The 14,192-nt window shown below is 62.1% G+C and carries 14 protein-coding genes; 4 read left to right on the top strand and 10 right to left on the bottom strand.

All coding sequences use genetic code 11. The features are described from left to right. Nucleotides 1-86: 86 nt before the first annotated feature. From cyoE to cyoA, 5 genes are read right to left on the bottom strand one after another with little or no spacing between them, the layout of a single operon-like run. Complete coding sequence (gene cyoE, locus BN1143_RS00085; RefSeq protein ID WP_005302932.1) at nt 87-983, bottom strand: heme o synthase; 897 nt, start codon at nt 981-983, stop codon at nt 87-89. An 11-nt stretch (nt 984-994) separates the two neighbouring features. Next, the gene (locus BN1143_RS00080; protein ID WP_005302933.1) at nt 995-1,324 is read right to left on the bottom strand and encodes a cytochrome o ubiquinol oxidase subunit IV; all 330 of its coding nucleotides are present in this window, start codon (nt 1,322-1,324) and stop codon (nt 995-997) included. Further along, a complete protein-coding gene (locus BN1143_RS00075; protein ID WP_011706742.1) occupies nt 1,324-1,935 on the bottom strand; it encodes a cytochrome o ubiquinol oxidase subunit III in 612 nt (203 codons plus the stop codon). The genes BN1143_RS00080 and BN1143_RS00075 overlap by 1 nt, the downstream gene beginning before the upstream one ends. A 4-nt stretch (nt 1,936-1,939) precedes the next feature. Beyond that, nucleotides 1,940-3,916 (bottom strand): cytochrome o ubiquinol oxidase subunit I, encoded by a 1,977-nt coding sequence (gene cyoB / locus BN1143_RS00070; RefSeq protein ID WP_042049185.1) that lies wholly within the window; start codon nt 3,914-3,916, stop codon nt 1,940-1,942. Further along, nucleotides 3,916-4,986: a cytochrome o ubiquinol oxidase subunit II gene (gene cyoA / locus BN1143_RS00065; RefSeq protein ID WP_082038360.1), complete on the bottom strand. Its 1,071-nt coding sequence runs from the start codon at nt 4,984-4,986 to the stop codon at nt 3,916-3,918. The genes cyoB and cyoA overlap by 1 nt, the downstream gene beginning before the upstream one ends. Before the next feature lie 607 nt (nt 4,987-5,593). Between cyoA and BN1143_RS00060 the strand changes: the two genes are divergently transcribed. Together BN1143_RS00060 and BN1143_RS00055 are read left to right on the top strand one after the other, a co-directional pair. After that, complete coding sequence (locus BN1143_RS00060) at nt 5,594-7,519, top strand: NAD(P)-binding protein (protein WP_005302938.1); 1,926 nt, start codon at nt 5,594-5,596, stop codon at nt 7,517-7,519. Continuing rightward, entirely contained in the window at nt 7,516-8,709 is a 1,194-nt protein-coding gene (locus BN1143_RS00055; protein ID WP_042049183.1) for a c-type cytochrome, read from the top strand. The genes BN1143_RS00060 and BN1143_RS00055 overlap by 4 nt, the downstream gene beginning before the upstream one ends. 62 nt (nt 8,710-8,771) lie before the next feature. On the opposite strand, the gene BN1143_RS00050 is transcribed toward BN1143_RS00055, so the two are convergent. Both BN1143_RS00050 and BN1143_RS00045 read right to left on the bottom strand, forming a co-directional pair. Continuing rightward, nucleotides 8,772-9,107, bottom strand: a complete 336-nt coding sequence (locus BN1143_RS00050; protein ID WP_042049182.1) for a DUF3634 family protein — start codon at nt 9,105-9,107, stop codon at nt 8,772-8,774. A gap of 121 nt (nt 9,108-9,228) precedes the next feature. After that, the gene (locus BN1143_RS00045; RefSeq protein WP_042049181.1) at nt 9,229-10,197 is read right to left on the bottom strand and encodes a nucleoside hydrolase; all 969 of its coding nucleotides are present in this window, start codon (nt 10,195-10,197) and stop codon (nt 9,229-9,231) included. A gap of 301 nt (nt 10,198-10,498) precedes the next feature. Here BN1143_RS00045 and BN1143_RS00040 point away from each other — a divergent pair, with 301 nt between their 5' ends. After that, nucleotides 10,499-11,056 (top strand): HutD family protein, encoded by a 558-nt coding sequence (locus BN1143_RS00040; RefSeq protein WP_042049179.1) that lies wholly within the window; start codon nt 10,499-10,501, stop codon nt 11,054-11,056. 24 nt (nt 11,057-11,080) lie between these two features. Here BN1143_RS00040 and BN1143_RS00035 read toward each other — a convergent pair whose 3' ends face one another. Beyond that, entirely contained in the window at nt 11,081-11,287 is a 207-nt protein-coding gene (locus BN1143_RS00035; protein ID WP_005302947.1) for a hypothetical protein, read from the bottom strand. 192 nt (nt 11,288-11,479) lie between these two features. After that, a complete protein-coding gene (gene azu, locus BN1143_RS00030; RefSeq protein WP_016351438.1) occupies nt 11,480-11,920 on the bottom strand; it encodes an azurin in 441 nt (146 codons plus the stop codon). A 332-nt stretch (nt 11,921-12,252) separates the two neighbouring features. Between azu and BN1143_RS00025 the strand changes: the two genes are divergently transcribed. Continuing rightward, the gene (locus BN1143_RS00025) at nt 12,253-13,293 is read left to right on the top strand and encodes an FAD:protein FMN transferase (RefSeq protein ID WP_042049176.1); all 1,041 of its coding nucleotides are present in this window, start codon (nt 12,253-12,255) and stop codon (nt 13,291-13,293) included. A 155-nt stretch (nt 13,294-13,448) separates the two neighbouring features. On the opposite strand, the gene BN1143_RS00020 is transcribed toward BN1143_RS00025, so the two are convergent. Continuing rightward, a partial coding sequence (locus BN1143_RS00020; protein WP_042049175.1) for an MFS transporter occupies nt 13,449-14,192 on the bottom strand: 744 nt, incomplete at its 5' end.

Below are 14,192 nucleotides of genomic sequence, written 5' to 3'. Positions count from 1 at the left end.
ATAACAGAGCCGGGAAGGTTCCCGGCTCTGGATTCTACTGATTTTCCCGCGTCGCATCACAACACGGAGCATGACAGGTATGCACCTTAGGGCAGCATGCTCACCAGCACCGCAGGCTCGGCCTCCGGCTGGAAGTCCACCGACATCATCACGCTGAGGCAAGTGATGGTGACGATGGAGAACATGAACAGCTTGCGTGCCCAGAGGGAGTCATCCACCGCCGCCTTGTAGCCAGACAGCGCCATCCCCAGCCACCAGACGCTGACCGCGGTGGCCACTACCAGATACTTGTAGCCGGCGTAACCGCCGAGGAACAGCATCAGGGTCGGCACCATGAAGGCCAGGATGTAGAGGGTGATGTGCAGCTTGGCCACCGGGATCCCCTTCACCACCGGCAACACCGGGATGTTGGCGGCCTGGTAATCCTTGAAGCGGAAAATGGCGATCGCATAGGAGTGCGGCATCTGCCACAGGCTGAAGATCGCCAGCAGGATCAAGGCGCCCGAGTCGAACTGACCGCTCACCGCGCAGTAGCCGATGACCGGCGGCGCCGCGCCGGAGAGGCTGCCGACCAGGGTGCCGTAGACCGAGTGACGCTTCATGTAGAGGCTGTAGACCCCCACATAGACAATGAAGCCCAGCACCGCCAGCAAGGCGGCCAACGGATTGGCCGCAAAGTAGAGCAGTGCAATGCCCGCAATGCCGAGCGCGGTGGCGTACCAGAGCGATACGCCGGGGGCGATCAGACCCTTCACCAGAGCACGGTTCTTGGTGCGCTCCATGATGCAGTCGATGTCCCGGTCGATGTAGTTGTTGAACACGCAACCGGAGGCGACCACCAGTGATACACCAGCCATGGTCAGAATGAACAGGGGCACATCCAGGCTCCCCTTGGAGGCCAGCAGGAATCCTCCGATAACCGAGATGAGGTTACCGAAGATGATGCCCGGCTTGGTCACTTGCAGGTATTGCTTCATCATCATTGCCAACCTGCTCAGTGAACCATCATGTTGATGTTGAGGTTGTACATGATCCACAGGGAGCCCACGACCACGATGGCGATGATGAGCACGGTAAAGATCAGTGCCACCAGGTTCCAGCGCTCCTCGGACGAGGTGTTCATGTGCAGGAAGTAGACCAGGTGCACGAAGATCTGCACCACCGCCATGCCGACCACGGTGGCCAGCACGGTGGTGTGGGAGGCGGAACCGTCCATCACCATCCAGAACGGCACCGCGGTCAGGATCAGGGACAGCACGAAGCCGATCAGGTAGCTCTTGGCGCTGCCGTGGCTGGCGCCGTGATTGTCAACGGAATGACTCATTACATGACCCCCATCAGATAGACCACGGTGAAGACGCAGATCCACACCACGTCGAGGAAGTGCCAGAACAGGCTCAGGCACATCAGACGGGTACGGTTGCGGTCGGTCAGCCCCTTCTTGGCGACCAGCACCATCATCACGATGATCCAGATAAGACCGCTGGTCACGTGGATACCGTGGGTGCCCACCAGGGTGAAGAAGGCAGAGAGGAAGCCGCTGCGATCCGGACCATAGCCCTCGGCAATCAGGTGATGGAATTCATAGATCTCCATGGCGATGAAGCCGGCGCCGAACAGGAAGGTGATGAACAGCCAGGTGTTGACCGCCGCGACCTTGTTCTTGTTCATGGCCAGCATGCCGAAGCCGAAGGTGATGGAGCTCAGCAGCAGCAGCATGGTTTCGGCAAACACGAACGGCAGTTCGAAGATGTCCTTGCCGCTCGGACCGCCGGCAGTGCCGTTGACCAGGACCGCATAGGTCGCGAACAGGGTCGCGAACAGGATGCAGTCACTCATCAGGTAGATCCAGAAGCCGAATACCTTGTTGGCACCGGCATCGTGGTGCCCATCCTCATGGGCACCCTGGGTGTGATGTAGAACGTCAGTCGCCATGGAATTAAGCCACCTTGTTGATATTTTCAAAATGCTGACGCTCGATCCGCTCGATCTCGTCAACCTGCACGTAGTAGTCCACGTCGTCGTTGAAGCTGTGGATGATCCAGGTGGCGATCATGCCGACGAAGCCGGCGATGGCCATCCACCAGATGTGCCAGATCATGGCAAAGCCGAACACCACGCTGAAGGCGGCGATGATCACGCCGGCACCGGAGTTTTTCGGCATGTGGATCGGGTCATAGTGCTTGGGCTGCTGATAAGCGGAACCGTCCTGCTTGGCTTCCCAGAACGCATCCAGTCCCTTGATCTTCGGCTCGATGGCGAAGTTGTAGAAAGGAGGCGGTGAGGAAGTGGACCACTCCAGGGTACGACCGCCCCAGGGATCGCCAGTCAGGTCGCGGTTCTTCTCGCGGTCGCGGATGCTGACCACGATCTGGATCACCTGGCACAGTACGCCCAGCGCGATAAGGCCGGCGCCGCAGGCAGCCACCACCAGCCAGCCGTGGAACTCGGGATCGATGTTCTGGCTGACGCGACGGGTCATGCCCATGAAGCCCAGTACGTAGAGCGGCATGAAGGCAACGAAGAAGCCGGTGATCCAGCACCAGAAGGCACGCTTGCCCCAGGTGTCATCCAGCTTGAAGCCGAACGCTTTCGGGAACCAGTAGGTGATACCGGCGAAGCAACCGAACACCACACCGCCGATGATGACGTTGTGGAAGTGGGCGATCAGGAACAGGCTGTTGTGCAGCACGAAGTTGGCGGCCGGCACGGAGAGCAGTACCCCGGTCATGCCACCCACGGTGAAGGTGATGATGAAACCGACGGTCCACAGCATGGGTGAGGTGAACTCGATGCGACCGCGGTACATGGTGAACAGCCAGTTGAAGATCTTCACCCCGGTTGGGATGGAGATGATCATGGTGGTGATGCCGAAGAAGGCATTCACGTTGGCGCCCGACCCCATGGTAAAGAAGTGGTGCAGCCAGACGATGAAGGAGAGCACGGTAATGGCGATGGTCGCCCACACCAGCGAGGTGTAGCCGAACAGCTTCTTCTTGCAGAAGGTCGCCACCACTTCGGAGAAGATCCCGAATACCGGCAGCACCAGGATGTACACCTCCGGGTGACCCCAGGCCCAGATCAGGTTGATGTACATCATCATGTTGCCACCCATGTCATTGGTAAAGAAATGGGTACCCAGGTAACGGTCTGCGGTGAGCAGGGCGATGGTGACAGTCAGGATCGGGAAGGAGGCGATGATCAGCACGTTGGCGCACAGGGCGGTCCAGGTGAACACCGGCAGGCGCATCATGGTCATGCCAGGGGCGCGCATCTTGATGATGGTGGCGAAGAAGTTCACGCCGGTCAGCAGGGTCCCCAGACCCGAGATCTGCAGACTCCAGATCCAGTAATCGACCCCGACCCCCGGACTGAACTCCAGCCCCGACAAGGGCGGATAGGCCAGCCAGCCGGTCTGGGCGAATTCACCGACCCCGAGGGAGACGTTGATCAGCACCACGGCCGCGGCGGTGAACCAGAAGCTCAGGTTGTTCAGGAAGGGGAAGGCGACGTCACGGGCACCGATCTGCAGCGGCACCACGATGTTCATCAGACCGATCACCAGCGGCATGGCCACGAAGAAGATCATGATGACGCCGTGGGCGGTGAAGATCTGGTCGTAGTGGTGCGGTGGCAGTATGCCCTCGCCACCGGCCGAGGCCATGACCTGCTGGGTACGCATCATCACCGCATCGGCGAAGCCGCGCAGCAACATGACCATGCCGAGGATGAGATACATGATACCGAGGCGTTTGTGGTCGACCGAGGTCAGCCACTCTTTCCACAGATATTGCCACTTGCCGAAATAGGTGATGAGACCGGCGATACCCAGCCCACCCAGAATGATGCCGGCGATCGTGACCATGATGATGGGTTCATGGTACGGAATGGCATCGAGTGTTAATTTTCCAAACATCAGTTAGTACCCGCTTTCACAGTCTTGTCGGCCGGCATGTGACCGGCGTGGTCCATCTGCTCGCCCTGGGCCTCATGGTGCATGGCGTCGCCGTGCTCCATGCCTTCATGGCTCATGGAGGCGTCATGCTCCATGCCTTCGTGGCTCATGGAGGCATCATGCGGCATCGCGGCCTGCGCTTCGCCGTGTTGCATGGCGGCGTGCTCGCCGTGCTTCATGTCGCCCATGAACTTGTTGATGATGTTGACGAACAGCTTGGGATCGGCGCTGGCGAAGTACTCCACCGGGTGGTTTTCGCTCTTCTTGGCCAGGGCATTGAACTCATCCATGGTGTTGAGCGCCTTGGAAGAGGCTTTCACCTTGGCGACCCAGGCGTCGAAACCGGCCTGATCCTGCGTGGCGATGGCGTTGAACTTCATGCCGGAGAAACCGGCGCCGCTGTAGCCACCCGAGATGCCCTTGTACTGGCCTGCCTCGTTGGCAATCAGGTGCAGCTTGGTCTGCATGCCCGCCATGGCGTAGATCTGGCCGCCCAGCTGGGGAATGAAGAAGGAGTTCATCACGGTGTCGGAGGTCACCCGGAAATTGACCGGGGTGTTGACCGGGAATGCCAGCTCGTTGACCGAGGCGATACCCAGCTCCGGATAGACAAACAACCATTTCCAGTCAAGGGAGATGACATCGACCTGGATCGGTTTCACCTCAGATTCCAGCGGTTTGTAGGGATCCAGAGAGTGGGACGTTTTCCAGGTAATCACCGCCAGGATGGCGATAATGATGACGGGTACGGTCCAGACGACCGCTTCAATCTTGTTGGAGTGGGCCCAGTCAGGCGCATAGGTGGCATTGGTGTTGGACGCTCGGTATTTGTAAGCGAACGCCACTGCCATCACGATCACGGGCACCACCACGATCAGCATCAAGCCGAGTGCGGTCAATATCAGTGACTTCTGCTCCAGACCAACTTGCCCCTTGGGGCTCATCAGTGCCATGTCGCAGCCGCTCAGCAAGCCGGCAGTCGCGAGCAACAGCAAAGCGCCCAAGCCCCTCTTTACATCAAAAGGTCTCATGCAATGTCCTCATCTTCGCAAGGCTAAAGTGGTAAGAAAAACGCAGCATTCTATTTCACCGGGGGGGGATGTGAACAACATGAAAAATTAATCTTTCACTTGTGTGCTGTTTGCGATTTCTGTGTGTCGCATGTTAATGGCTTGACGCCGCTGAATTTATCCATGTCGGGCCCTTCTCAATTAATCAGCGGCTGGCTCAATTTCACCCAATCTGCGTTGATTAAATCACCACTTCGTCGTTTAACCTTTTATTTCACAAGGATAAAGGGTGTCATTTGGTGGCCTTGCGGTGAAAATTCAGACGATAATCAGGCCCTGTTTGTCGACCATGGCCGAATAAAGGTGAGACTCGAAATCAACCATAATTAATCAAATTAAATTTCAATTAATTCCTTGGTGTTGATGTGGCTTTGCCCCACAAACATGCATATTCCATCCATCTCACCGCCATGGCCATCACATGATCCCTCATTTTGTTTAATAAGTTATTATCAAAGCCATGGACTCCATCGGGATATAGCGGTAGGTTGCGCCCCTTCGTTACTCGTCAGTCACGAATTCAACCCTATCCCACTTCTCATTCGACTCTTCATTTACAGGGATTGCCATGAGCATCACACGCAGAGACTTTCTCAACGGCGTCGCCATTGCCATTGCGGCCGGCGTCGCCCCCATCCAGCTGCTGCAGGCCGCCGAAGGCGGCAAGGCGCTGGCCGAGAAGACGCTGGTCTATCCGCCCGCTCTCACCGGCCTGCGCGGCAACCATCCGGGCTCCTTCGAGCCGGCTCACAGCATCGCCCGCGACGGCAAGCAGTATGACTTCGCCCACCTCCCGCTGGAGGGCGAGTACGATCTGGTGATCGTCGGCGCCGGCATCAGCGGCCTCTCCGCCGCCTGCTTCTACCAGCAACTGCTCGGGGCGGACAAAAAGATCCTGCTGCTCGACAACCACGACGACTTCGGTGGCCACGCCAAGCGTAACGAGTTCACCACCCCGGATGGTCTGCGGCTGGGTTACGGCGGCAGCGAATCCCTGCAATCGCCGCGCTCCGTCTACAGCCCGGTGGCGCTGGGGCTGCTCAAGGCGCTCGAGGTCAACATCGATGAGCTGGCCAAAGGCTTCCAGCAGACCTTCTACCCGGATCTGGGCCTGAGCCGCGGCGTCTTCTTTGACGAGAAGCACTTCGGGGTCAACAAGATAGTAAGCGGCGACCCGGGCCACAGCGTGGCAGACGACATCCCGCGCGATCGCTTGAACGGCCGACCGCTGGCCGAGTTCATCGGCGACTTCCCGTTCGACGACACCGACAAGGCCGCCCTGCTGGCGCTGCACGAAGAGAAGACCGACTATCTGCACGGCATGACCCGCGAGCAGAAAGACGCCTGGATGGAGAGCAACAGCTACACCACCTTCCTGCGCGACAAGGTGGGGCTGAGCGAGCGGGCCATCACCTTCTTCCAGCAGCGTACCGACGACTTCCAGGCAGTCGGCATCGATGCCACCTCCTGCGCCGACGCGCGCCTGTGCGCCCTGCCGGGCTTTGCCGGCATGGATCTCACCCCGCTCGATGCGGAATCTCAGGCCGAGCTGGACGACCCCTACATCTTCCACTTCCCGGATGGCAACGCCGGCCTCACCCGCTTGATGGTGCGCAAGCTCATCCCGCAGGTGGCCCCGGGCCACACCATGCAGGACGTGGTACTGGCCAGGTTCGACTACAGCCAGCTCGACCGCCCCGAGCACAAGGTGCAGCTACGCCTTGGCAGCACGGCGCTGCAGGCCAGAAACGTGCCGCTCAAAGACGGCAAACAGGGGGTGGACGTCACCTACATCAAGGAGGGCAAGCTGCACCGGGTGCAGGCCAGACAGTGCATCATGGCCGGCTACAACATGATGATCCCCTACCTGGTGCCCGAGATGCCGGAGCCCCAGAAGGAGGCGCTGCGCCAGAACGTCAAGGCGCCGCTGGTCTACACCAAGGTAGTGATCAGAAACTGGCAGCCGTTCGTCAAACTCGGCGTGCACGAGGTCTATGCCCCGGCCGCCCCCTACAGCCGGGTCAAGCTCGACTACCCGGTCGACCTCGGCGGCTACGAGCATCCCAAGAACCCGGACCAACCCATGTGCCTGCACATGGTCTATGTGCCGACCCTGCCGGGCAGCGGCCTCTCGGCCCGCGAGCAGTCCCGCAAGGGGCGCGCCATGCTCCTCGGCATGCCATTCGAGCAGCACGAACAGATGATCCGCGAGCAGCTGCAGGCCATGCTGGGCGAGGCCGGCTTCAACCATGAGCAGGATATCCTCGCCATCACGGTCAACCGCTGGTCCCACGGCTACTCCTACATCGCCAACTCCCTGTTTGACGACGAAGAGCAGTCGGAGCGCTTCATTGAGCGGGGTCGCCAGCCGGTGGGCAACATCACCATCGCCAACTCGGACGCGGGCTGGAGCCCCTATGCCCACGCCGCCATCGACGAGGCGTGGCGCGCCGTCAACGAGCTGGTCGCCCTGACCAAGGGAGGTGCCAAATGATCCGTTCCCTGACTGCCAGCGCCGTGCTGCTGGCCCTGCCCACCTTCGCCCTGCAAGCCGCCCCCGCCATGTCGGCGGGTGAATACGTGGCCAAGCTGGGGGACTGCGCCGCCTGCCACACCAGCGAGGCGAGCAAGCCGCTCGCCGGCGGCAAGGGTTTCCCCACCCCTGTCGGCACCGTCTACGCCACCAACATCACCCCGGACAAGACCCACGGCATCGGCAACTACAGCCTGCCCGAGTTCATCAAGGTGATGCGCGAAGGGATCACCCGCAGCGGCGACCCCCTCTACCCGGCCATGCCCTACACCGCCTACGCCAAGATGAGCGATGAGGATCTCACCGCCCTCTACCACTACCTGATGCAGGATGTGCAGCCGCAGGCCATTGCCAACAAGGCGAGCGACATCCCCTGGCCGCTCAACATGCGCTGGCCCCTCAGGGGCTGGAACTGGCTCTATCACGATGACGGCCGCTTCACCCCGGTCGCCGGCAAGAGTGAAGAGTGGAACCGCGGCGCCTATCTGGTGCAGGGAGCGGGCCACTGCGGCAGCTGCCACACCCCGCGCGGGATCGGCATGCAGGAGAAAGCCCTGACCGAGGCGGATCCTCTCTATCTGAGCGGCGCCACCCTGGATGGCTGGTATGCCCCCGACATTCGCGGCAGCCGCTACGACAAGCAGGCCCTCATCGATCTGCTGAAAACCGGCCGCAGCCAGCATCAGGCCGTCAGCGGCCCCATGGCGGAAGTGATCACTCACAGCAGCCAGTACTTCAGCGACGCGGATCTGGCCAGCATCGCCACCTACCTGACCAGGCTGGATGACGAGGCACCGGCCGCCAGGGGCAACCGGGCCTACGCCAGTGCCGGCGGCAAGGCGGATTACGCCATGTACTGCTCCACCTGCCACGGCAACGACGGGCGCGGCAACGACCACGTCATCCCCTCCCTGATCGGCAACCAGACCGTGCTGGCCGAGGATCCGGCCAGCCTGCTCAACGTGCTGCTGCACGGCGCCGAGACCCCGGTCACCCAGGGCAACATCGGCTACCACATGCCGGGCTACGGCTGGACCCTCCACGACCAGCAGATCGCCGAGCTGGTCAACACCTTGCGCGCCTCCTGGGGCAATGAAGGGGTGGCCATCAAGCCGGAGACGGTCAAGGCCCAGCGCGCCCTGCACCAATAACTCGCGCCGACCATAACGAAACGGGCCTCCAGTGGAGGCCCGTTTGCTGTGTGAGTGACGACTCACCCCTTGCGCGGTTTGGAGCCGGAGAGCGGCACTGCCCCCAGCCGGTAATCGCCATAGGGGAAGATGTTGCGAAAGCGCTGGGCCACCGGCTCCGGAATGGAGCGGGAGAAGACCAGCCTGACCCCATCACCATCGCGCTGACCCAGGATGCGCCCGCGCACCGTCTCGTGGCGCAGGATCTGTTTGGCATGCTCGATAAACGCGGGCGACACCTTGCCCCGCTTGACCTGCACCTTGCCGGGGGCAAGCCGGATCTCGAACAGGGCGCCACGCCCCAGCTTCATCAACCACCAGATCAGGGCAATCGCCACCAGCAACGACAACCAGGCCATCCTGTTTCTCCTTCTTCACACGGTTGCAGCCAGTATAAGCCGCAACTGGCCCCCAATTGTTTGGTGCGGATCACAGCCGTCCCTCAAGTCCGACCGCAAGCCACCCTGCTCGCCGAGCCCTCTAGCGGTTGCGACCCCAGGCCACCAGCGTCTCCCGATAGAGCGCCAGCAGCGCCTGATCCCGCACCGCCACCCCGACCTGCTGGGCAGGATGGTCGGCCCACTCATCGTGGGGGTGGGACTTGCCGTCAAATTTCTGCAGGGTGTGGCCGATGGCAGGGCCGTCGTTGATGACCCGCACCGGCCCCGCGCGCAGGGTGAACAGGGTCGGATCGATCACGTAGGCGATGGCGGACGGGTCGTGCACGTGGCAACCGTCGAGCCCGATCCGCTCGGAGTAGAAGCGCAGGTAGAAGCGGCTGACATCCCACAGGAAACGGCCCGGCTCGCCCGCGTCGTCGCGCAGTGCGTCCAGATAGGTGCTGCTGAAGAAACTCTGCTGGGTCACGTCCAGCCCGATGATCACCACAGGCCAGCGGGCGGTGAACACCCGGTCGGCGGCATCCGGATCGTCGTGGATATTGGCCTCGGCATAGGGGGTCACATTGCCGCGATGGCCGTTGACGCCGAAGGCCCCGCCCATTACCACCACCTGCTTCACCAGGCCGGCAATCTCGGGGGCCGCCTGCAGCGCCAGCGCCAGGTTGGTGAGCGGCCCTATGGTGACCAGGGTGATCTCGCCGGGGGCTGCCTTCACCGCTTCGACGATATACTGCCAGGCCGGCCGGGGATCCGGAGTGAGCGTCACCTCCCCCGCCGTCACGTCGCCAAACCCGCTCGGGCCGTGTACCACAGTGGTCGGGCCCACCGGCTCGCGTCGCAGCGGGGCGGCCGCCCCCTGCGCCACATCCGCCTTCATGCCATATTGCTGCTTGAGCCAGAGGGCGTTGTGGGTGCCGTTCTCGATGGTGGCATTGCCAAATACCGTGGTGATGGCGAGCAGCTCGATGGCGGGGTGGGCTTCGGCAAACAGAATTGCCATGGCGTCATCGATACCGGGATCGGTATCCAGAATGATCTTGTGAATCATGGGGCCTCCTTGGGCAACAGAACCGCCAGTGTAGCGAGCCGCCGCCGCTTTAACAGCGACGGGATCACAGCCTGCCGTTTTGCCCTCCCGCCGCCCCGCACAAGTGGTTGCGTTTCATACAGCCGCGACGGGCAAGCAGCCAACGCAAGGGCGATGGCTGGCCTGACTGATGAAACTGATGAAACTGATGAAATAGTGGGCGGGCAGTGCGGGACGGACAGACGCGGCCTTGTGGGTCGGCGGGCGGGATGGTATCACTGGGCCACACAATTCACTCCGCTAACCACCCGCCGAGGCGCCATTGATCACCCTGATAAAAGAGTCCGACCAGCTGAAGATGCCCTGGAAGAACAAGCAGGGCACCACAGCCCAGATCCTCATCTCCCCTGCCGGCGCCAGCCTCGACAAGCTCGATTTTGCCTATCGGCTGAGCTCGGCGCCCATCAAGGGGGCAGGCCCCTTCTCGAAATTCCCCGGCTATCAGCGCATCCTGCTGCCCATCAGCGGGGCCGGCTTCGTGCTCAACGGCCACCCCTACGCCACCTTCGAGGCGGCCCACTTCAGCGGGGATGACGACACCCACTGCGAGCTGCTGAAAAAAGAGGTGACGGATCTGGGGCTCATCTATGATCCGGCCCGCCTCAGTGCCAACGTGCGGGTGCTCAACCTCCCCTTCCCGCTCAGCCTCACCCTGGAGGCGGACAAGACCTATCTCTGCTACCTGCTGAGCGGCCAGCTCACGGCGGCGGGCCAGCCCATGGCGGTCAACGAGACCCTGCTGATCAGCGGCGAGCAGAGCATCCAGTTCGACTGCCAGAAGAAGAGCGCCATCGCCTTCTTTACCCTGCAGCCCAAATAGGTGGCAGGCGCAGGCCGAGCCCGGTCAGCGTTTCGGCGCCCGGCCGCCGCTGTCGAGGCAGGCCTGCATGGAGTCATAGGGGGTGTAGTGCTTGGTGCGGCTGTAGTAGGTGCCGCCCTTGGGATGGCAGATGCCGTTGCGGCTCTTCTTCACCGGCGGCTCTGCCGCCAGCGCAATGGCGCATACCAGCAGCAGGCAACAGCCGACCACCCAATTGATGGCGTTTCTCACGACAAACGACTCCTCTCAGGTGGACCATCAGGCCCGAAAGGGGCCTATCTTACCCGCTATGCTCCCCACTCACCCCGCGCCGGATCATAAAACGGCACACAACTCCCGGCGCAGAGCCAGGGTTTCCTACGGCATGGCAAGCGGCCACAAAAAAGCCGGGCACTGCCCGGCTTCTGGATCGACAAGCGCTGCTTAGCCGACCTTGAAGGTGCCCTTCATCATGGCGAAGTGGCCGGGGAAGGAGCAGAAGAAGGTGAGATCTTTGCCGGCCAGGCCGTCGGTCTTGAAGGTGACGCTGGTGCTCTCACCGCCGCCCACCAGCTTGGTGTGGGCCAGCACGCGCGGGTCATCCTTGGGCAGGTAGTTGTTGTCGGCACCGGCACTCATGCCGGCAGTGGCCACGGCCTGATAGTCGGCGGTGTTGGCCAGCGCCCAGTTGTGGCCCATGGCGGTCACCGGCATCTTGCCGGTATGGTTCAGGGTCACGGTTACCTCTTTGCAGGTGGCCGGGACGCTCATCTCCTTGAGGTTGTACTGCATGGCATCATTGCCTTCGATGACCAACGCGCACTCATCGGCCAGAGCCGGGGCAGCCAGGGTGCTCAGAAACAGCAGGGTAATCGCCTTTTTCATCATCCTCTCCTTTGATTGGCAATAGATGGCAACACAATTGCCTGCAGGCTCGCACCATGGCTGGCAAACATGCTGTCAAAATCGACCTTATTCTACTCAACTGTCGTCATTCGGCTATGCCTTTAGCGCAAAGCTGCGGGTCAGGTCACCAGATTGTTCCCATTATTTGACTGGACAAACCGGCCGCGCCGCCCATTAACCACTCTTCGTTTAATTATCTCCCGCGCTTTTCTCCAACCGGCGCTCGCCCGCCGCTGCGCCCTTGGCTAAGCTGGCGACCCCGGCTCGCAGCCCGCGCCCGAGCCATCCGTTTTTAGCCAGAGAGATCCCGTATGTCGCTCCTTGCTCGCCCGGCCCACCGCGGCCTGTTGTTGACCCTGCTGCTGATGCTGACCGCCTGTCAGCCAGCCCCGACCCAGACCCGCATCCAGGGCAAGACCATGGGCACCTATTATGCGGTGACCCTGAGCGACCCCTTCCCGGGTGGGGAGCCTGCACTGCAGCAGGAGGTCGACGCCCTGCTGGCGCGCATGAACCACGAGATCTCCACCTACGACCCGAACTCCCTCATCTCCCGCTTCAATCAGGGCAGCGGCCAGCCCCCCATGGCCATTCCCGCCACCATGGCCAAAATCGTGCAGCAGGGCATCGATGCCGGCCATCTCACCAAAGGCAAGCTCGACGTCACCGTGGGCCCGCTGGTCAACCTGTGGGGATTCGGGCCGGACAAACGTCCCATCAAGCGCCCCAGCGCCGAGCAGATCGCCAGCGCCCGCCAGAAGGTGGGCATCGACCGGCTGACCTTGACCCCAGAGGGGGATCACTTCCTGCTCGGCAAGGGCATTCCCGATCTCTACCTCGATCTCTCCACCCTGGGCGAGGGGGCGGCCTCCGACGAGATTGCCGGCCTGCTCGAGCAAAAGGGGGTGCACAACTACCTCATCGAGGTGGCCGGCGCCGTGCGCAGCAAGGGCAACAACGCCAAGGGCAAACCCTGGCGGGTGGCCATCGTCGAGCCGTCCGATCAGCCCGGCGCCTTCTCGGACGTGGTGATCCCCAACGGCATGGCCCTCAGCACCGCCGGCAGCTATCGCAACTACTACGAGCTCGACGGCCAGCGCTACTCCCACATCATCGACCCCGCCACTGGCCAGCCCATCACCCACAAGCTGGTCTCCGCCAGCGTCATCACCCCGACCGCGCTCGAGGCCGACGCCATCGACACCGCCCTCATGGTGATGGGTCCGGAGCAGGCGATGGCCTTTGCCAAGGAGCATGGGCTTGCGGTCTACCTCATCGTCAAGACCGAGCAGGGCTTCGCCGCCAGCCATACACCCCAGTTCGCCCCCTATCTGGTTCCCAAGCAGCCATAAAGCTGCAGCCATGACCCAGCAATCATAACAACGAGGCCCCGCAGTGCGGGGCCTCGTTGTTTGCAAGCCGGCGTGATTCGATAGGAATGCAGTGAGGCATTGGCGTATTCCCTCGGCGACAGCAAGCCAGTGAGCGCCGTCAACGCGCTTGCGTGTTAATCCTCGCAGCCGGCAGGCGAGGCCGACGGACGCGCCTCCCGGCGACCCATCCCGTAGAGGGCAAACACCAGCATGCAGATCGCGGTCATCACGGCGAACAGGGCCGGGCCACCCCACACTTGCAAGAACCAGCCCCCCACCATAGGCGAGAATGCCCAACCGAGCCCGGCCAGGGCGCTGGCGCCGAAGTAGCTCCCCTTGAGGTGAGCCGGCGCCATCTGGTCGATCAGCACGTTGAAGAGCGGAAACAGCACCGCCTCCCCCACGCTCAGCAAGAACATCGCCACCAGCCAGGGCCACAGCAGGGCCGGGCTCGACAGGGCGAACATCACCTGGGCCGATGCCATCAGCAGGATGGAGAACTGCAGCCGCAGGCTCACCCGCCAGCACCGGGTCAGGTGCAGCAGCGGAAACTGCAAGGTGATGATGGTGAGCGCATTGGTGGCCACCAGCAGGGCCACCAGCGTCTCCACCTCGGGGGCGCCGGCGCGGGTCAGGTACTGGATCAGCGGCGACTCCACCTGGGCATAGACCAGATTCATCAGCAGGTTGGCGAGGATGAACAGCATGAAGGCGCGATCTCGCCCCACCACCCTGAGCATGGCCCCCAGGGAGAGACCGGCATCCGGCCGGCTGGCGCAGTCGCGGCGAAAGCCGAGCAGGAAGGCGATGCCGAGCAGGCCATAGCTGGCGGCCGTCACCACGAAGGTCTCCTGGCGCGCGCCCAGCCCCACCATGAC

This window comes from Aeromonas dhakensis, from assembly GCF_000820305.1.
Taxonomy (GTDB): Bacteria; Pseudomonadota; Gammaproteobacteria; order Enterobacterales; family Aeromonadaceae; genus Aeromonas; species Aeromonas dhakensis.
The sequence above is the reverse complement of the archived record's forward strand: the minus strand, read 5'-3'. Positions and strand labels throughout refer to the sequence as shown.